A 19704-nucleotide genomic window follows, 5' to 3' on the forward strand; every position below is an offset into this window, starting at 1 on the left:
CCGCTATACGAAACGTCATTCCGCCATGCGGAACTCTTTGGGAGGAAGAGACCGATGAAGCACCTCATCTCCGGGGCCCTGGCCCTTTGCCTGACCGCAGGCGCCGCCGCGGCGCAGACCACGCTGATCCTGGGCGAGCCCGGCCCGAACCGCGGCGCCCGCGCCGACGCGCTGCAAAGCTTCGTGGACGACGTCACCGAACGCTCCGACGGCGAAATCACCTTCGACGTCCAGTGGGGCGGCGCGCTGTTCAAGGCCGGCGCCGCGGCGCAGTCCATCGCCGACGGCGTGGCCGATCTCGGCACGATCATCGCGGTCTACTTCCCGCAGGAGATGGCGGGCTACGGCATCGCCGACCTGCCGCTGCGCAACGCGGATTCCTGGGTCGGCATGCGCGCCACCGACGAGCTGATGCGCACCAGCCCCGCCATGCAGCAGGCGCTGGCCGACCAGAACCTCGCCTATATCGGCACCTTCACCACCTCCGACGTGAACATCGGCTGCAAGGACGCGGCGATCCGCTCGGTGGACGACATCGCCGGGCTGAAGGTCCGCGGCGTCGGCGCCTATGGCGACACCTTCGCGGATTTCGGCGCCAACATGGTGCAGATGCCGATCTACGACGCCTACCAGGGGCTCGACACCGGCCTTCTGGACTGCTCGCAGGGCTATTCCTACGCCGTGGCCGCGCTGAAGCAGCAGGAGGTGATGACCTCCTACACGCTGCTCGACTGGGGTCAGGTCGGTGCGCTCGGGATCTTCATGAACCTCGACGCCTATAACGAGCTCTCGGACGAGGCGAAGCAGATCATGGAAGAGGCGGGCATCGCCATGGCCGACACGCTGGGCGAGCTGATCACGGCCGACAACCAGCGCGCCATCGAGACGATGAAGGAAGCCGGCGTCGAGATCATCCAACTGGACCCGGCCGAGCGCGACAAGCTGGTCGAGCGCGGCGCCCAGTATGTCGACCAGTGGGTCGAGCGCGTCGGGCAGATGGGCATGGACGGCGAGGCGCTGCTGGAAGAGTACCAGGCGCTGCTGGCCAAATACACCGCCGAGCGCGACGAGAAGGGCTATCCCTGGGAGCGCTGAGCCCCGGAGGCCGGACCGTCCTCGGTCCGGCCACGCCCATCCTTCTACCCTTGCGCCCCGGCCCGGATCGGGGCGCCTGACCCCGGACCGCACGCGCTCCGCTTCCCCTTCGCCGCAACGACGGGATACCCCATGCTCGCCCGCATCGAACGCCTGCTGCTCGACCTCTCGGTCGCAGCCATCGCCGCGCTCGGCCTGCTGATCGCCATGAACGTGGCGCTGCGGGCCACCCTCAACACCGGCATCCCGGACGCCATCGTGATGGTGCAGGAACTCATGGTCGCCGCCATCCTGCTGCCGCTGGCCGCCGCCACGGCGGCGCGCGGGCATATCGTCGTCGAGGTCCTGTCCAAGCGCCTGCCCGGCCGGGTGCAGGACTGGCTGGTCGTGACCGGCAGCGTGGTCGGCCTGCTGGCCCTGCTGCCGCTGATCTACGCGGGCTGGCGCGAGGCCGCGAAGACCATCGAGTCCGGCTCGTTCTTCTTCGGCGAGTTGCTCCTGCCGAAATGGCCGGGCCGCGTCGCCTTCCTGATCGGCATGGGCGCCTGCGCGCTCCGCCTCGCGGTGCTGGCGGTGCAGGATGTGGCGACGATCCGCGCGGGCGGCCATCTCGTACCGCGCACCACCTCCGATGTGATGGGAGAGCCGTGATGGATGGCGGTACCGTCGGCCTTATCGCCTTCGCGGCGGTCCTCGGGCTTCTCGCCCTGCGCGTGCCCATCGCCTTCACGCTGGCGGGCGTGGCGACCTGCGGCGCGTTCACCATGTTCGCCACCCGCTCCGGCGGGTTCGAGGCCGAGCGGGCGATCCGTCCCACCGTCTCGATGATCTACTCGAACGCCTACGACCTGATCCACAGCTACGACCTGTCGATGATCCCGCTCTTCGTGGCGCTCGGCCATATCGCCTACCGCGCGGACATCACGACGCGCATCTACCATGCGGCCCGGGTCTGGCTGGCCCGCCTGCCCGGCGGCGTCGCCATCGCGAGCGTCGTGGGCTGCGGCGGCTTCTCGGCCATCACCGGCTCGTCCATCGCCTGCGCCTCGACGATGGGCCGGATCTGCACACCCGAGATGCTGCGCATGGGCTACGACCCGCGCCTCGCCACCGCCTCGGTCGCGGCGGGCGGCACGCTGGGCAGCCTGATCCCGCCCTCGGTCCTGTTCATCATCTACGGCATCTTCACCGAGACCTCGATCTCGGCGCTGTTCCTCGCCGGCATCCTGCCGGGCCTGATCTCGCTTCTGGGCTTCATCCTCGTCATCTCGATCTGGGTCTGGCGCGACCCCTCGGCGGCCCCGCCGCCCGAGGGCACGACGACGCTGGCCGAACGCGGCCGCGCCGCGCTGGACGCATGGCCCGCCGTGGCGCTGTTCGTCATCATCGTCGGCGGCATCTATGGCGGCGTCTTCACCGCGACCGAAGCGGCGGCCGTCTGCGTCGTCGCGGCCGTCGCGATCGGCGTGGCGCAGCGACGCCTGTCGTGGTCCGACCTGGTCGAGAGCCTGCGCGAGACCGCCATCCAGACCTCTGCGATCTTCCTCATCGCCGCCGCGGCCAAGATCTTCGTGGCCTTCGTCGCGCTGACCGGCGTCGCCTCGGACATCGTCGCCGCGGTCAGCGCCGCCGAGTTGTCGACCTTCGTCCTGCTCGCCGTGATCGTCGTGATCTACCTCGGTCTCGGCATGTTCCTCGACCCGATCGGCATCATGGTGCTGACCCTGCCGCTGATGATCCCGCTGGTCGAGGGCTACGGGCTGGACCTGATCTGGTTCGGCGTCGTCGTCATCAAGCTGCTGGAGATCGGCCTCATCACCCCGCCCGTCGGCCTCAACGTCTTCGTGATCGCCAATGTCGTGGGCGAGAAAGTCCCGCTGGAGCGCATCTTCTCGGGTATCCTGCGCTTCCTGACGGTGGACGTGCTGGTGCTGATCCTCATCATCGCCTTCCCGATCCTGTCGCTGCTGATCCCGGGGACGATGCGATGAAGGACGATGCGCTGAACGACGATGCGATGAACGGGGGGGCGCTGCCGCCCGACCGCCGCTTCGCCACGACGCTGGCGCGGGGGCTGTCGGTGCTGCGGGCCTTCCGGCCCTCGGACGACGGGCTGGGCAATGCCGAGATCGCGTCGCGCACCGGGCTGCCGAAATCCACCGTCTCGCGGCTGACCTTCACCCTGCGCGAACTGGGCTACCTGACCGGCGCGCCGGGCGACCGCTACCGCCCCGGGCCGTCGCTGCTGGTGCTGGGCAACACCGCCGCCGCCGTGAACTCCTGGCTGGAACGCGCGGGCCCGGCGATGCAGCGGCTGGCCGACGAGACGCGGACCATGGCGCTGCTGCTGGTGCGCGACGGCGACAAGATGCTGATCGCGCGGACCTGGCGGCCCTCGGGCGTGGCCTCGATCTGGCTGGAGACGGGGCATCGCCTGCCCTTCGCGGGCACCTCGTCCGGCCATACGCTGCTGTCGGCGCTGGACGCCCCGCAGGCCGCGTCCATCGCCGCCCTGCCCGCCGCGCATCTGGACCGGATCCGCGCCGAGGGGCTGGCGCAGCTGACCACGCGCGGCTTCGTCATCACCGACCCCGCGCAGTATTACGCCCCCGGCATCCACGCCGTGGCCGTCCCCTTCCGCCCCGACGGCGCCGCCGAGCCGGTGATCTTCACCTGCGGGGCCGTGCCCGAGATGCTGCCCGTCGCCCGGATGGAAGCCGAGATCGGCCCCGCCCTGCGCGACGCCGTGCGCGGGCTGGACCGCCTGACCCCGAGGGAGACCCGATGATCGACTACACGCTCGAAGACGGCATCGCCGTCCTGACCGTCGACAACCCGCCGGTGAACGCGCTCGGCCACGCGCTGCGCGCCGGCCTCGTCGAGGCGGTCCGCCGGTTCGAGGCCGACGGCGCGGCCCGCACCGCGGTGCTGGTCGGCGGCGGGCGGCTGTTCCTCGGCGGGGCCGACATCTCCGAATTCGGCAAGCCGCCGCAATCGCCCGGCCTGCCAGAGGTCTGCGACGTGATCGAGGCCAGCGCCAAGCCGGTCGTCGCCGCCATCCATGGCGCGGCGCTCGGCGGCGGGCTGGAGGTGGCGCTCGGCTGCCACTACCGGCTGGCGATGCCAGGCACGAAGCTGGGCCTGCCCGAGGTGACGCTGGGTATCCTGCCCGGCGCCGGGGGCACGCAGCGGATGCCGCGCCTGATCGGCACGGAACAGGCCGCCGAGATGATCGCCTTCGGCGCCCCCCTCACACCCGAAAGGGCGCAGGAGCTGGGTCTCCTCGACCGCATCGGCGAGGGCGACGTCCGCACGGCCGGGATCGCCTTCGCCCGCGAGTTGCTGGACCAGGGCGCCGGCCCCCGCCGCACCTCCGACATGCGTGCCGAACCCGCCGACCTGACCGACCTGCGCACCCGCGTGACGAAGAAGATGCGCGGCCAGCCCGCCCCGGGCACGGCGCTCGATTCGGTCGAGAACGCCGCCCGCCTGCCCTTCCGGGAGGGCCTCGCGGAGGAACGCCGCCTCTTCCAGGGCCTGATCGAGACCCCGCAGCGCGCCGCCCTGATCCACGCCTTCTTCGCCGAACGCGCCGTGACCAAGCTGCCCGAGATCGCGGGCGTCGCCCCTCGCGACGTGACCTCCATCGGCGTGATCGGCGGCGGCACGATGGGCTCCGGCATCGCCACCGCGGCGCTGCTGGCGGGCCTCGACGTGACGCTGGTGGAACGCGACGACAGCGCCGCCGAGGCAGCGCGCGACCGCATCGCGTCCAACCTTGCCGCCGCCGCCAAGCGCGGCAAGATCACCGAGGCGAAGCGCGACGCCCTCGCGCAGGCCCTGACCACCGCCACCGATTACGGTGCGCTGGCAAAGGCCGACCTCGCCATCGAGGCCGTGTTCGAGAGCATGGAGGTCAAGCACGAAGTCTTCGCCGCCCTCGACAAGGCGATGAAACCCCGCGCCATCCTCGCCACCAACACGAGCTATCTCGACATCGACGCCATCGCGGCGGCCACCACGCGCCCCTCGGACGTGATCGGCCTGCATTTCTTCTCGCCGGCCCATGTGATGAAGCTGCTGGAAGTGGTGGTCGCGAAGGAAACGGACCCGCAGGTCACCGCCACCGCCTTCGCGCTGGCGAGACGTCTCGGAAAGACGCCGGTGCGCGCGGGCGTCTGCGACGGGTTCATCGGCAACCGCATCCTGTCGCGCTACCGCGCCGCCGCCGACCGCATGGTGCTGGACGGGGCCTCGCCCTACGCCATCGACCGCGCGCTGGAGGCCTTCGGCTTCCCGATGGGGCCCTATCGCGTGTCGGACCTCGCCGGGCTCGACATCGGTTTCATGACCCGCGAGCGGAAGGCGGCGACCGCCCATCCCGAAGACCGCCGCGCGACTTTCGCCGACGCGCTCTACCATGCCGGACGGCTGGGCCAGAAGACCGGCAAGGGCTACTACAATTACACCGAAGACCGGCGCGGCGCCGTGGATCCCGAGGCCGTCGCCCTGATCGAGGCCGCGCAGGAGGGCAGCCGCAGCTTCTCCGACGAGGAGATCACCGCCCGCTACATGGCCGCCATGGTGGACGAAGGCGCGCGCGTGGTGGACGAGGGCATCGCCCTGCGCCCGCTCGACGTCGACGTGGTCAAGCTGATGGGCTACGGCTTCCCGCGCTGGAAAGGCGGCCCGATGCACTGGGCCGACGCCCAGGGCCCGGGCCGGATCGCCGCAGACATCCGCCGCTTCGCCGGCGAAGACGCCCATTTCTGGCAGGTCTCGCCCCTGCTCGACCGCCTCGCCCGAGAGGGCCGCACGTTCGGAGACCTGAACCCATGACCGCCCTCATCGTCTCGACCGCCCGCACCGGCATCGGCAAGGCCCATCGCGGCAGCTTCAACGCCACCCATGGCGCGACCATGGGCGGCCATGTCGCCCGCGCCGCCATGGATCGCGCCGGCATCGACCCCGCCCTGCTGGAAGACAGCCTCTGGGGCACCGGCTATCCGGAGCATGCGACCGGCGGCAACATCGCCCGCCAGATCGCGATCCGGGCGGGCCTGCCCGACAGCGTGGCGGGTGCCACGGTCAACCGCTTCTGCGCCTCGGGCCTGCAGGCCATCGCCATGGGCGCCCACACGATCCACGAAGGGGCCGAGGCCGTCCTCGTCGGCGGGGTCGAGAGCATCTCGCTGAACCAGCCACCCCCGCGCCATTCCCGCGAGGCCTGGATCGAGGCCAACCGCCCCGATCTCTACATGACCATGATCGAGACGGCGGATGTCGTGGCGAAGCGCTACGGCGTCTCGCGCGAGGCGCAGGACGCGCTGGCGGCCGAAAGCCAGCGGCGGACGGCGGCCGCGCAGGAGGCCGGGCTCTTCGACCAAGAGATCGTGCCGATGGACGTGACCCTGCGCGTCAAGGACAAGCAGACGGGCGAGGTGAGCGACCGCGCCCACACCGTCACCGGCGACGAATGCAACCGCCCCGGCACAACCGCCGACGCGCTGGCGAAGCTGGCCCCCGTCAATGGCGAGGACCGCTTCGTCACGGCGGGCAACGCCTCGCAGCTTTCCGACGGCGCCGCCGCTCTCGTCATGATGTCCGAGGCCGCCGCCGCCCGTGAAGGCGTCACCCCGCTGGGCCGCTTCAGGGGCTTCGCCGTCGCCGGCTGCGCGCCCGACGAGATGGGCATCGGCCCCGTCCTCGCCGTCCCCCGCCTGCTGGAACGGCACGGCCTGACCGTCGCCGACATCGACCTGTGGGAGCTGAACGAGGCCTTCGCCTCGCAGGCCCTCTATTGCCGCGACAGGCTCGGCATCGACCCGAAGAAATGCAACGTGAACGGCGGCTCGATCTCCATCGGCCACCCGTTCGGCATGACCGGCGCGCGCATGACCGGCCACCTGCTGCTGGAGGGTCGCCGCCGGGGCGCGAAGCTCGGCGTCGTCACCATGTGCATCGGCGGCGGCCAGGGCGCGGCGGGGCTGTTCGAGGTGCTGTCGTGACCCCCGTTCCCCCTATATCCGGGTCAACGCGCCGGCCCCTCCTTCCTCTGGCCACAAACACCTGAATCCCGCCCGCCGTCCCGGGCGCCGCCTGCAAGGGCGATGCGCCTCCTCAGTCCACGGAGCCCGCCGATGAACCTCGACTACACCCCCGACCAGAAGGCCTTCCGCGACGAGGTCCGCGCCTTCCTCGCCGAGAACCTGCCCGAGCGGCTGACCGACAAGGGCCGCGCCGGGCGTCCGCTGACCAAGCGGGACCACGAGGAATGGCACGCCATCCTCAATTCGCGCGGCTGGCTGGCCGGCCACTGGCCGACGGAGCATGGCGGCCAGGGTTGGGACGCGGTCCAGCGCCACATCTTCGAGATGGAGACGACGGCGGCGGGCGCCCCCCGCATCGTCCCCTTCGGCGTGATGATGCTGGGGCCGGTCCTGCTGAAATTCGGCTCCGAGGCGCAGAAGGCGCATTACCTGCCCCGCATCCTCGACGGCACCGACTGGTGGTGCCAGGGCTACTCGGAGCCGGGCGCAGGCTCGGACCTCGCCTCCCTGCGCTGCGAGGCGGTGCGCGACGGCGACCACTACGTCGTCAACGGCCAGAAGACCTGGACCACGCTGGGCCAGTACGCCGACCACATCTTCTGCCTCGTGCGCACCTCGAAGGAGGGCAAGCCGCAGGAAGGCATCAGCTTCCTGCTGATCGACATGGCGACCCCCGGGATCGAGGTCCGGCCCATCCGGCTGATCGACGGCTCGGTCGAGGTCAACGAGGTCTGGTTCTCGGACGTGCGCGTCCCCGTGGCCAACCTCGTCGGCGCCGAGAACATGGGCTGGACCATCGCCAAGTACCTGCTGACGCATGAGCGGACGAACATCGCCGGCGTCGGCTTCGCCTCGGCGGGGCTCGCCGCGCTGAAGCGGATGGCGAAGGGGCAGATGGACCGGGGCCGCCCGCTGACCGAGAACCCGCATTTCGCCGCGCGGCTCGCGCGGATCGAGATCGACCTGATGGCGATGGCGACGACCAACCTGCGCGTCGTCTCGGCCGCCGCCGCCGGACAGGCGCCGGGGCCGGAATCGTCCATGCTGAAGGTCAAGGGCACGATCCTGCGGCAGGAGATCAACAATCTGGCCAAGACCGCCGCCGGTCCCTGGGCTCTGCCCTTCCAGTCCGAGGCGCTGGAGGGCGCCAACGACGCCATCGGCCCCGAGGGCACGCGTCGCGCGACGGCGACCTATTTCAACAATCGCAAGCTCTCGATCTATGGCGGCTCGAACGAGGTCCAGCGCAACATCATCGCCAAGGCGATCCTGGAGCTTTGACACCCCCGCCTTCCCCTTCGATGCTCCCCAAATATGCCGGGGTCCGGGGCAGAGCCCCGGTTCCCCGCCCTCAACCGGACGAGGCCCCATGGATTTCTCCCTGACCGACGAGCAGCGGATGCTGCAGGACGGCCTGCGCCGTCTGCTGACAAGTGGCGGCACCTGGGACGCCGTGGCCGAGATGGGCGTGATCGGCATGCTCCTGCCCGAGGAGAAGGGCGGCTATGGCGGCGCGGGATCGGACCTGATGGTGGTGTTCGAGGAAATCGGCCGCGCCGGATCGGACCTGCCGCTGATCGACACGGGCGTGCTGGGCGCGGGGCTGCTGGCCGCCGCGGGACAGGACGTGGACGACGTGCTCGCCGGGGGCGCGCGGATCGCGCTGGCCCATGCCGAGCCGGGCAGCCGCTACGACCTCGCGCATGTCGAGACCCGCGCCGAGGAAAATGTCGATGGATGGCGCCTGACGGGCCGCAAGTCGGTCGTGGTCGACGCGCCGAACGCGACCCGCCTGCTGGTCACGGCCCGCCCTGAGGACCACGCGCCCATCGCCCTCTTCGAGGTCGACCCCAAGGCGCTCGACCTGCGCGGCTATCCCCTGACCGGAGGCGGCGAGGCCGCCGAGATCGCGCTCGACGCGACCCCCGCCACGCTGCTGTGGGCCGACGCCGATGCCATGCTCGCCGACACCCATGCCCGCGCCACGCTGGCGATCAGCGCCGAAGCCCTCGGCCTGATGGAGTCGATCCGCGCCCTCACCGTCGATTACCTGCGCACCCGCAAGCAGTTCGGGCGGCCCATCGGCAAGTTCCAGGTGCTTCAGCACCGCATGGCCGACCTGCTCATCGAGATCGAGCAGGCGCGCTCCGCCGTCGTGAATCTCGCCGGTCATATCGACACGCCGGACCGCGACCGGCATGTGGCTGCGACCAAGAACCTCGTCGGAGAGGTCGCGCGGCTCGTCGTCGAGGACTCGATCCAGATGCATGGCGGCATCGGCGTGACCGAGGAATACGACCTCGGGCGGCTGGCCAAGCGCCTCAGCATGGTCGACCACCGCTTCGGCGACACGCTGCACCATCTCGAACGCTTCATCGAGCTTTCCGCATGATCATCGAGGGCGAGACCGGAACGCAGCGCCTGCTGGGCTACGTGCTCGAGATCGCGGGCGACCGGGCGAAATGCCGCCTGATGCTGACCGAGGATCACACCAACCGCCACAGCGCGCTGCATGGCGGGATCGCCGCCGCCGTGCTCGACAACGCGATGGGGGCGACGGGCTCGCTCACGGTGGACGAGACCGGGAAGGCGCCGTTCCTCACCGTCTCGATGACGATCAACTACCATGCCCCCGCCCGCGTCGGCGACCTGCTGGAGGCCGAGGGCTGGGTGACCGGCGGGGGCCGTTCGCTGGTCTTCATCGGCGGAGAGCTGCGCGCGGGCGACCGCCTGATCGCGACCGCCTCGGGCGTGTTCAAGCGGGTGAAGACGTGACCGGCCGCATCGACGATCTGGGCGACCGGCTGGTCGTCACCAACGAGAATCCGGGCAAGCGCAACGCGCTGACCCCGGCCTATTACGACGCCCTGAACGACGCGCTGGAGACGGCCCGCGACCCGCGCATCGGCGCCGTCATCCTGCGCGGTGCGGGCGGCTATTTCTGCGCGGGCGGGAACCTCGCCGCCCTCGCCACCCGCCGCGACCTGCCCCGCGCCGGGCGGCTGGCGAAGATCGGCGCGCTGCACGACCTCGTCGCCGCCATCCGCGCCTGCCCTGCCCCGGTCATCGCCGCCGTCGAGGGCGGGGCCGCGGGCGCCGGCGCCTCCATCGCCTTCGCCTGCGACCTGGTCGTCGCCGCCGAGGACGCGCGCTTCACCGCCGCCTATGTGAAGGCGGGCCTCGTCCCGGACGGCGGGCTGACGGCGGCGCTGGCCATGCTGGTCCCGCGCGCCACCGCGATGCGGATGGCCCTGCTGGGCGATCCCGTGACCGCGGCGCGCCTGCACGCGCTCGGCGCGATCTCGGACCTCTGTGCGCCGGGGACCGCCGAGGCGGCGGCCCATGCCCTTGCCGACCGGCTCTGCACCGGGCCGCGCGTGACACAGGGCCTCATCAAGCGGCTCGTCGCGGATGCCTATGGCGACCCCGCCGCGCAGGCCGAGCGCGAACGGCAGGCCATGGCCGACGCACAGGCCAGCCCCGAGGGGATGGCGGGCATCGACGCCTTCCTCGCCAAGCGCAAGCCCGCCTGGCCCTGACCGTGAGCAGGCCGGACCCCGCGCTCCGCACCCGCGTGACCGAGACCTACGGCACGCGCCTGCCCATCGTGGCGGGCGGGCTGATGTGGCTGGCCGACGGCGCCTACGTCGCCGCCTGCGCGGGCGCCGGGATCATGGGCTTCCTGACGGCAGCGTCCTTCAAGGAACCCGGCGCGCTGGAGGCGGAGATCGCCCGCGCCCGCGACCTGACCGACGGACCCTTCGGCGTGAACGTCTCGATGCTGCCCAAGCTGGTGGAGGGCGAGACGATCGAGGCCACCTTCCGCACGATCATCGACGCGGGCATCCGCCACGTCGAGACCTCGGGTCGCAGCCCCGCCGCCTTCCTGCCGATGCTGCGCGAGGCGGGGGTGCATGTGCTCCACAAGGTGCCCTCCGTCCGATACGCAGAATCCGCCGAGCGCGCGGGCGTCGACATGGTCGCCATCGTCGGCGCCGAATGCGGCGGCCACCCGGGGCTGGACCTCGTGGGAACGGCGGTCAACATGGCCCTGGCCGAGCGGCGCCTGACGATTCCCTTCCTGATCGGCGGCGGCATCGGCACCGGCGGCCAGATCGTCGCCGCGCTCGCCAACGGGGCCGACGGCGTCGTCATCGGCACCCGCTTCCTCGTCGCCGAGGAACTGAGCGCCCACCGCGCCTACAAGGAGGCGCTGGTCGCCGCGACCGAGCGCGACACGATGCTGACCATGTCCAGCGTCCGCAACACCATCCGCACGCTTGCCAACGACACCGCCCGCGAGGTCGCCACCCTGGAACGCGACGACCCGGAGATCGGGATCGAGCGCCTGATGCCGCTGGTCGCGGGCACCATCGGGCGCGAGGCCTACCGCACCGGGGACGTGTCACGCGGCATGCTCTCGGCCGGGCAGTCGCTTGGCCTCGCCGACCGCATCGCGCCCCTCGCCGAGATCACCGCCCAGCTGGAGGCCGAGGCCGCCCGCGCCCTCGCCCGCCTCAGAGGACCCACATGACCGACCGCATCCACGACCTGATCGACCACGCCGCCCAGACCTCCCCCGACGCGCCCGCCCTGCTGGACGCGGGCGCCTCGGTCTCCTACGCCGACCACGCCGCCGCCACCCGCGCGCTGGCCGACCTGCTGGCGCGCGAGGGACTCCGGCCCGGCGACCGCCTGCTGGTCGTGGCCGAGAACGGGCGGATGGCGGCGACGCTGATCTTCGCCGCCTCGCGGCTGGGCGCCGTCTCGGTCCCGGTGAACGCCCGCATGACCGGCGCCGAACTCGCCCGGATCGAGGCCCACGCCACCCCCCGCCTCGTCGTCTACACCGCAGGCGTCTCGCCCGACGCCGCCGCCCATGCGGGCGCGGCCCCGGTTCTGGACACCCCGGCAGGCACGCTTGCGCTGCGTCCCGGCGCCGCCCCCGCACAGGGCGGGGCCACCCCCGACACGGCGGTGATCCTTTATACCACGGGGACGACGGGCGACCCCAAGGGCGTGATGCTGACCCATGGCAACCTGATCTTCGGCGGCCGCACCTCGGCCACCCTGCGGGGCATGCGGCCCTCGGACCGCATCTACGGCGTGCTGCCCGTCACCCATGTATTCGGCCTCGCCTCGATGCTGATGGCGGCCACCAGCGTCGGCGCCTGCATCCAGTTCGCCCCCCGCTTCGCGCCCGACGCGCTGTACAAGGCGCTGCTCGACGGGGTCACGGTCTTCCCGGGCGTGCCGCAGATGCACGCCCTGCTGATGGCCCATGTCGCCCGCCAGGGGATCGACCGGCTGAAGGACGTGCCGCTGCGCTACGTCTCGTCCGGGGCGGCGCCGCTCGACCCGGCCTGGAAGCGCAAGGCTGAAGACTTCTACGGCCTGCCGCTCCAGAACGGCTACGGCATGACCGAGACGACGGCGGGCATCTGCGCCACCACCAACGCTCTGGGCGATCCGGACATCAGCGTCGGCCCCGCCCTGCCGGGGGTCGAGATCCGGCTCGACACCGCGCAGGGCGGCGACGACCCGGCCATCGGAGAGGTGCTGACTCGCGGCCCGCACGTGATGGCGGGCTACTACCGCAACGAGGCCGAGACGGCGCGCGTGCTGCAGGACGGCTGGATGCGCACCGGCGACCTGGGCCGGATCGAGGGCGACCGCCTCCACATCGTCGGCCGCGCGAAGGAGCTGATCATCCGCGGCGGCTTCAACGTCTACCCGCCCGAGGTCGAGGCCGCGCTGAACGACCACCCCGAAGTGATCCAGTGCGCCGTGGTCGGGCGGCAGGTCGAGGGCGACGAGGAGATCCTGGCCTTCGTCCAATGCGCCGATCCCGACGCGCTGGACCTCGACGGCCTGCGCGCCTTCGCCGCCGCCCGGCTGGCGCCCTACAAGCGCCCGACCCGGATCGTCGCGGCGACGGCGCTGCCCGCGGCGCCGACGGGGAAGCTGCTGAAGCACAAGATGATCGCGGCCTTCGCCGACCGGCTAGGGGGCTGAGGCCGGCCACCCGGCCTTCCCCTGCGACCCGTCGCCGCGCGCGCACGCCCCGCTGACCCCGGCCCGATCCGCGCTAGCTTCCGAGCGGAGACTTCGAGGGACCCGCCCATGCCCGTCAACACTCCGCCCGTCACCGCAGGCCGCGCGCTGGAGACGCTGCGCGCGGGCCATGCCGCGCAGGCTTCCGGCGGGCTCACCGCGTCCTGGATGCTTCATGGCCGCCCGGGCATCGGCAAGACCGAGATCGTGCAGCAGCTCGCGGCCGAGACCGGCGCCCGGCTCCATGACCTGCGGCTGACCACCATCGAGCCCTCGGACCTGCGCGGCCTGCCCTTCTACGACCACGACGCCCGCCGCACCGTCTGGTATCCGCCCGAGGACCTGCCCGACGGCGCGACCCGGGCGATCCTCTTCCTCGACGAGCTGACCGCCGCCGCCCCGACCCTGCAACCAACGGTCTACGGCCTGTTGCAGGAGCGGCGGATCGGCGGCTGGACGCTTCCACCCGACACCTTCGTCGTTGCCGCCGGGAACGATGTCGAGGACGGCGCCATCGCCTACGAGATGGGCACCGCTCTCTCCGACCGGCTGATCCACCTGAACATCCGGGCCGAGGCTACCGACTGGCTGCGCGGCTACGCCGTCCCGCGCGGGGTGCACCCCGCCGTCGCCGCCTTCATCCGCACCCGGCCCGACCTTCTCGACACGACGGAGGAGAGCCTGCGCCGCGGCGACACCGTCGCCTGCACGCCCCGCGCCTGGGCGCGGGTCTCGGACGTGCTGCGCGCCGTCCCAGACCGGGTGCTGCGCGACGTGATGATCGCCGGCATCGTCGGCGAGGCCCCCGCCGCCGAGTTTGCCCTGATCGAGCGCGACATCGCCGCCACCGTCGAGGCCCGCGCCCTGCTGGAGGCGCCGGCCTGCGACCGCCCCGCGCTCTATCCCGCGTCGCTCCACGGGCTGACAGCGCTGACCTATGCGCTGGTGACGCTGGCCGACGAGACGACGATGTCGGCGGCCATTGAGGTGATGGCCGGGATCCGGACGCTGGCCACGGACCGGGGCGAGCCGGCGCTCGACGCGCTGCCGCTCGGCGAGCTGTCGACCTACGGGTTCGAGCTGCTGATCGAGCGCGCGCTGTCGAATGGCTGGCAGGAGGCGTTCCGCGAGGCGCCCGGCTATGCCGCCCACATGGCCGCCCGCGCGGGATGAGCGCAGCGCACAAGGCGGCCGGCCGGCCAGGCGGCGCGGGCGGAACCGGAGGCCAGCCCCCGGACCCCCGGCATATTTCCGGAGCATCGATGGAAGGAGGCGGGCGGTGACCGCCCGTCACTCCGCCCGCGCCCGGGCCGCGCTCGAGGCGCTGGTCGAGGAGGATCCGGCCATCGCCGCCCTGTCGCTCTGGTGCGCGCATCGCGACGGGGCGGAGACCGGGACGCGCGGCACGACGATCACCTACGGCCCCGATTTCGAGGCCCTGCCCCCGCACGAGCAGCGCGGCCTCGCCGCCCATCACGTGCTGCACGTGGCGCTGCGCCATTCCGCCCGGCTGGCCGAGACCGGCACCCGGCTCGGGCCCGGCTTCGACGCGGATCGCTGGAACCTCGCCGCCGATGCGCTGGTCAACGAGGCGGTCGGGCTGGCGGGGCACGCCCTGCCCCGCCCCGCCGTCACCGCTTCGGCCCTGCTGGCCGAGGCGCGGCAGGACACGACGCCCGAGGCGGCGCTGGCGGAGTGGGATGTGGACCGGCTCTACCACGCGCTCGCCGGGTCCGGTGCCGAAGGGGAGGGCGCGCGGCGCGGCTTCGCCCCGGACCTCGCGCCCGAGGAGGGTGATCCCGGCACCCGGCAGGAGGATGCCGCGCGCTGGCGCCAGCATCTCGCCCGCGCGCTCGATGCGGGGCGGCGCACCGGGCGCGGGCTGGGCCGGATCGGCCATCGCATCGCCGACATCCCCGAGCCGCGCACCCCGTGGGAGCTGATCCTGCGCAGCCTGCTGGCCCGCGCGGTCATCCAGCACCCGGGCCCGGCGCCCCTGCGCCCCGCCCGCCGCTGGCTGGCCTCGACCGCACAGGCCGCGCGAGCGGGGACGCCCGAGCCGGGCTTCGAGCCCGGCACCCACAGCCGCACTACCCTGCCCCGCATCGCCGTTGCGGTCGACGCCTCGGGCAGCGTCGATGAGGCCCGGCTCGCGCTGTTCTGGGCCGAGATCACCGGCATCGCCCGCCGCCTGCGCGCCGAACTGCACCTGATGGTCTTCGACGACGCGATCCGCCACCAGGCCCGCATCGACCCCGGCGCGGCGCCCGTGCTGCCGCCGATGCCCCGTGGGGGCGGCACCGACTTCGCCCCCCCGATCGCGGAGGCCGGGGCCCTGGGCGCCGCGACGCTTGTGATCCTGACCGACCTGGAGGCCGACCCCGGACCCGCCCCGCGCCTGCCGGTGATCTGGGCCGTCCCCGACGCACATGGCCGCGCGGCGCCCTACGGACGGCTTCTGGACCTGTCGGGGTGAGGGGCGGCGCGCCGGTTGTCGATGTTGGGGCTAGGTCGCAGCCCCCTCCGCCAGGACCTCGCGCACAAGCTCGACCCAGTACCGCACGCCCGTCGGGATCGCGCGGTCGTCGAAATCGTAGCGCCCGTTGTGGTGCAAGGCTCCGTCCCGCGCCGGGCCGTTGCCGAGCCAGACGTAGCAGCCGGGCACGCGCGACGAGAACTCTGCGAAGTCGTCCCCCGCCGTCGAGGGCGGGAAGCGCGGGACCAGCCGCCCGGCCCGTTCGGCAGCGACCCGCGCCGCCGCCGTCGCGCCCGGATCGTTCACCACCGGCGCGATGCGGCGGATGAAGCGATAGTCGGCGGCGATCCCGAAGCCCTCGGCCACGCCCCGCGCCAGCCGCCCGATGGCGGCCTCCAGCTGGTCGCGGACCCCCGGCTCGTAGGCGCGCGCCGTGCCGCCGATGCGAACCGCGTCGGGGATCACGTTGAGCGCGTCGAAATCCCCCGCCTCCATGGCGCAGGCGGAGACAACCGCAGGTTGCAGCGGGTCGACCTCCCGCGCGGTGACGGTGGACAGCTGCGCCAGGAAATGCCCCGCCGCCGTCACCGCGTCGCGGCCGAGATGCGGCTTGGCGCCGTGGGTGCCCTCGCCCCGGAAGGTGACGTGCCAGCTGTCCGACGACGCCAGTTGCGGCCCCTCGACCACCGCGATCTGGTCGGGGTCGAGCCCCGGCATGTTGTGCAGGCCATAGGCCGCGTCCATCGGGCAGGCCGCGAGCAACCCGTCGGCGAACATGGCCGCCGCGCCGCCGCGCCCCTCCTCGGCGGGCTGGAAGACGAAATGCACGGTCCCCGCAAAGCCGCCCTCGCGCGCAAGGTGCTCGGCGGCGCCCAGCAGCATCACCGTATGCCCGTCATGGCCACAGGCATGCATCCGCCCCGGGTTCTTCGACGCCCAGGGCGGCGTCCCGGTCTCGGGCATGGCCAGCGCGTCCATGTCGGCGCGCAGCCCGATGCGCTTGCCCTCGCCCCGCGTCAGCGTGCCGACCACCCCGGTCCCCGCGAAGCGCCGGACCGCGATCCCCGCCGCCTCCAGCCGGGCGGCGACGAGGGCCGAGGTCCGCTCCTCCTCGAAGCCCAGTTCGGGATGCGCGTGCAGGTCCCGGCGCAGCGCCACCAGATCGTCCAGTCCCATCTCCCGCTCCCCGATTGCGCCGCCTCGCCGCCAGCCTATGCTGCATGACGGCTGAAGGGGAGACGGGATGCAACCTCACCAGACCTGGCAGGACCTGCTACCCCCCGGCCCCGTGGGCGCCGATGGCGAGTTCTATGCCGCCGCGCTGCCGGACGGGCGGCGCATCCTCTGCCCGATCCCGGTGCTGCCCGGCGGGACCGACAGCGCCGTCGCCTCGCTGATCGTCAACCAGGCCAGCTTCGCCGTGTTCGACGCCCTCGCCGATGCCTTGGCGGACACCTTGCGCGCTGACGCGCCCGACCTGACCGTGGGTCTGCCCACCCTCGGCCTGCCGCTGGCCGAGGCCGTTGCGCGCCGCCTCGGGCACGCGCGAATGCTGCCGCTCGGCACCAGCGTGAAGTTCTGGTACGACGACGCCCTGTCCGAGCCGCTGCGCTCCATCACCTCGCCCGGCGGGGGCAAGCGGCTCTATCTCGATCCGCGCCTCCTGCCGCTGCTCGACGGCGCGCGGATCGCGCTGGTCGACGACGTCATCAGCACCGGCACGTCCATGAGCGCGGCCCTGCGCCTGCTGGCGACCGCAGGCGCGGCGCCCGTCGTCCTGGGCGTGGCGATGCGCCAGGGTCAGCCGCAGACAGACATCCCCCTGCGCCGCGTCTTCGACACGCCACGCCTGACCCGCACCCCAGACGGCTGGAGGCCCGAGCCATGACCGACGACCTGCTGCCCGACGCGCGCGAGGAAGGCACGATCCGCCGCCATCTGGCCCGCGTCGCGATGGGGCAGGCGCCCGCCGACGCGGTGCTGCGCGTGGGCCGGCTGCTCGACGTGCATTCCAGCCTCTGGATGGACGACGCGGAGATCGTGATCGCCGGCCGCCGCATCGCCTGGACCGGACCGGCGGGCGGCTGGGCGGGCGACGCGAAAGCCCGCCACGACCGCCGCCACCTCGCCGCCGTGCCCGGCTTCGGCGAGGTCCACAAGCACATCGAATCGAGCCACCTGACGCCGGAATACGAGGCCGCGCTGGTCCTGCCGCGCGGCTGCACCTGGACCTGCGAGGCGAGCCACGAATACTCCAACGTCGACGGGCCGGGGAACCTCGATTTCTGGCTGGCCCATCGCCGCGCGGGGATGCCCTGCAAGATCTTCCCCCTGCCCGGTTCGGCCACGCCGCCGACCGGCTACGAAAGCGGCGGCGGGCATTTCGGCCATGCCGAGCAGGCCGCCTTCATGGCGCAGCCGCAGGTGCCGGGGCTCGACGAGGTGATGGACTGGCCCGCGGTCTGGGACGCCGCCAACCCGAGCCATGACAGGCTCTGGGGCATGATCGAGGCGACCTTCGCCGCGCGTGGCGTGGTCGAGGGGCATGCGGCGGGGATGCGCGACATCGCCGACATCTCGGCCTTCGCCGCCGCCGGGATGGCGTCCGACCACGAGGCCTGGACCGCCCGGGAGGCGATGGACAAGCTCCAGCGCGGCCTCTTCGTCGAGATGCGGCCGCATTCCCTGACCGAGATGATCCGCGGCCTGCTCGACATGGGGCTGACCCGCTGGGACCAGCTGGCGCTTTGCACCGACGACCGCCCGGCGCAGGATACGCTGCGGCTGGGGGCGACGGATCACAACGTGCGGCTGGCCATCGAGGCGGGGCTGTCACCCGAAACGGCCATCGCGCTGGTCACGCTGAACCCGGCGCGGCACATGCGGCTGACGCCCTGGGTCGGGGCGGTCGCGCCGGGGCGCTATGCCGACCTCGTGCTGCTGGAGGAGGTCGAGAACGTCGCCATCGCCGAGGTCTGGGCCGATGGCGCACAGGTCTCGCAGGGCACCCGCTACCTGCCCGCGATCCCCAGGATCGACCGGCCCGCAGCCGCGACCCGCTCGATCAACCTCCCCCGCCCGCTGACCGCAGCCGACTTCGCCATCCCCGCTCCCGAGGGGCGCGAGACGGTCACCGCCGCCCTGCTGCGCCCCTTCCACTGGGAGCCGGAGTTCCTGACTGCGACCCTGCCCGTCGAGGATGGCCTCGTGCAGCGCGACATCGCGCAGACGATCACCAAGTTCGCCATCGTCGACCGCTATTCCGGCAGCGGGGCGGTGGCGAAGATGTTCTGGCGCGGCACCGGCCCCGCGACGCCGGGCACGGCGCTCGCCTGCTCGATGGCGCATGACCAGCACAACCTCTGGGCCTGCGGGTCCGACGACGCGGCGATGGCGACGGCCGTCAACACAATCGCCGAGATGCAGGGCGGCTGGGCGCTGGTGATCGAAGGCCAGTTGGCTGCCACCGTCCGCTACGAGATCGGCGGGCTGATGACCCGGCGCCCAGCCGAGGCGCTCGCCGCCGAGATGGAGACGCTCTATGCCGCCGCCGCCCTCGTCGACTGGATGTGGGAGCCGACCTCCTCCCCCCGCTGGACGCCCGGCTTCCCCGAGCGGCTAGCCTTCGCGACGCTGACCTGCGCGCCCTGGGCCTGGGTGCTGGTGGCGCCGTCCACGCATGCGCCCGAGGGTCTGGTGAACGTCCGCGACGGGCGCACGCATCCGGTGGTCTGGTAGGAGATCGCCGGCCGTCGAACGGAGCCACCCCCGACTGGATCATGAGCGCGGTGCCGGTGCTGCCCTGCCGGGTCAGTCAAGCGCCGCTGCTGTTCGCCCGGACGGCCCCGGTGCGGACGCAGAGGGTCAGGGCGGACGTGGTCGGAATGAGGGTAATCTTCAGGGGGAAGGCACCTCAGTCGCAGGAGGCGGCGATGTCCTGTCGATAACCGATCCCTGTCGATCTCGCCGCCCGGCGTCCGCACGGCGACCGCTTTCGGACCCAATCTCGGATTCGTCCGACGCGGACCT

17 protein-coding genes are annotated in these 19704 nt (G+C 72.3%); 16 read left to right on the forward strand and 1 reads right to left on the reverse strand.

Annotation, left to right across the window (positions count from 1 at the left end; translation table 11 throughout):
* The first annotated feature begins 54 nt into the window (after positions 1-54).
* From DR046_RS11420 to DR046_RS11485, 14 genes are all read left to right on the forward strand, one after another.
* Positions 55-1095, forward strand: coding sequence for a C4-dicarboxylate TRAP transporter substrate-binding protein (locus DR046_RS11420; RefSeq protein WP_115382513.1), 1041 nt, complete (start codon positions 55-57; stop codon positions 1093-1095).
* Positions 1096-1227: 132 nt separating this feature from the next.
* A complete protein-coding gene (locus DR046_RS11425) occupies positions 1228-1746 on the forward strand; it encodes a TRAP transporter small permease (RefSeq protein WP_115382514.1) in 519 nt (172 codons plus the stop codon).
* Positions 1746-3086: a TRAP transporter large permease gene (locus tag DR046_RS11430; RefSeq protein ID WP_115382515.1), complete on the forward strand. Its 1341-nt coding sequence runs from the start codon at positions 1746-1748 to the stop codon at positions 3084-3086. Before DR046_RS11425 ends, DR046_RS11430 begins: the two co-directional genes overlap by 1 nt.
* Entirely contained in the window at positions 3083-3883 is an 801-nt protein-coding gene (locus DR046_RS11435) for an IclR family transcriptional regulator (protein WP_245190916.1), read from the forward strand. The genes DR046_RS11430 and DR046_RS11435 overlap by 4 nt, the downstream gene beginning before the upstream one ends.
* Positions 3880-5934, forward strand: coding sequence for an FAD-dependent oxidoreductase (locus DR046_RS11440; protein ID WP_115382516.1), 2055 nt, complete (start codon positions 3880-3882; stop codon positions 5932-5934). Before DR046_RS11435 ends, DR046_RS11440 begins: the two co-directional genes overlap by 4 nt.
* Positions 5931-7103, forward strand: a complete 1173-nt coding sequence (locus DR046_RS11445; protein ID WP_115382517.1) for an acetyl-CoA C-acyltransferase — start codon at positions 5931-5933, stop codon at positions 7101-7103. Before DR046_RS11440 ends, DR046_RS11445 begins: the two co-directional genes overlap by 4 nt.
* A 132-nt stretch (positions 7104-7235) precedes the next feature.
* Entirely contained in the window at positions 7236-8426 is a 1191-nt protein-coding gene (locus DR046_RS11450) for an acyl-CoA dehydrogenase family protein (protein ID WP_115382518.1), read from the forward strand.
* A gap of 88 nt (positions 8427-8514) precedes the next feature.
* Positions 8515-9537: an acyl-CoA dehydrogenase family protein gene (locus tag DR046_RS11455; protein ID WP_115382519.1), complete on the forward strand. Its 1023-nt coding sequence runs from the start codon at positions 8515-8517 to the stop codon at positions 9535-9537.
* A complete protein-coding gene (locus DR046_RS11460) occupies positions 9534-9920 on the forward strand; it encodes a PaaI family thioesterase (RefSeq protein WP_115382520.1) in 387 nt (128 codons plus the stop codon). Before DR046_RS11455 ends, DR046_RS11460 begins: the two co-directional genes overlap by 4 nt.
* The gene (locus tag DR046_RS11465; protein ID WP_115382521.1) at positions 9917-10684 is read left to right on the forward strand and encodes an oxepin-CoA hydrolase, alternative type; all 768 of its coding nucleotides are present in this window, start codon (positions 9917-9919) and stop codon (positions 10682-10684) included. Before DR046_RS11460 ends, DR046_RS11465 begins: the two co-directional genes overlap by 4 nt.
* Positions 10685-10686: 2 nt before the next feature.
* On the forward strand, positions 10687-11679 hold the full coding sequence (locus DR046_RS11470) for an NAD(P)H-dependent flavin oxidoreductase (protein ID WP_115382522.1): 993 nt from the start codon (positions 10687-10689) through the stop codon (positions 11677-11679).
* A complete protein-coding gene (locus DR046_RS11475) occupies positions 11676-13160 on the forward strand; it encodes a class I adenylate-forming enzyme family protein (RefSeq protein ID WP_115382523.1) in 1485 nt (494 codons plus the stop codon). Before DR046_RS11470 ends, DR046_RS11475 begins: the two co-directional genes overlap by 4 nt.
* A 108-nt stretch (positions 13161-13268) precedes the next feature.
* Entirely contained in the window at positions 13269-14372 is a 1104-nt protein-coding gene (locus DR046_RS11480) for an AAA family ATPase (RefSeq protein WP_115382524.1), read from the forward strand.
* Positions 14373-14478: 106 nt separating this feature from the next.
* Positions 14479-15675, forward strand: coding sequence for a vWA domain-containing protein (locus DR046_RS11485; protein WP_167767081.1), 1197 nt, complete (start codon positions 14479-14481; stop codon positions 15673-15675).
* A 30-nt stretch (positions 15676-15705) separates the two neighbouring features.
* Here the strand turns inward: DR046_RS11485 and DR046_RS11490 are convergent, their stop codons facing one another.
* Positions 15706-16851, reverse strand: a complete 1146-nt coding sequence (locus tag DR046_RS11490) for an amidohydrolase (RefSeq protein WP_115382526.1) — start codon at positions 16849-16851, stop codon at positions 15706-15708.
* Positions 16852-16918: 67 nt separating this feature from the next.
* Here DR046_RS11490 and DR046_RS11495 point away from each other — a divergent pair, with 67 nt between their 5' ends.
* Together DR046_RS11495 and DR046_RS11500 are read left to right on the forward strand one after the other, a co-directional pair.
* Positions 16919-17563, forward strand: coding sequence for a phosphoribosyltransferase (locus DR046_RS11495; RefSeq protein ID WP_115382527.1), 645 nt, complete (start codon positions 16919-16921; stop codon positions 17561-17563).
* Positions 17560-19413 (forward strand): adenine deaminase, encoded by a 1854-nt coding sequence (locus DR046_RS11500; protein ID WP_115382528.1) that lies wholly within the window; start codon positions 17560-17562, stop codon positions 19411-19413. The genes DR046_RS11495 and DR046_RS11500 overlap by 4 nt, the downstream gene beginning before the upstream one ends.
* Positions 19414-19704 lie beyond the last annotated feature (291 nt).

It is taken from the genome of Jannaschia formosa (assembly GCF_003340555.1).
Lineage (GTDB): Bacteria > Pseudomonadota > Alphaproteobacteria > Rhodobacterales > Rhodobacteraceae > Jannaschia > Jannaschia formosa.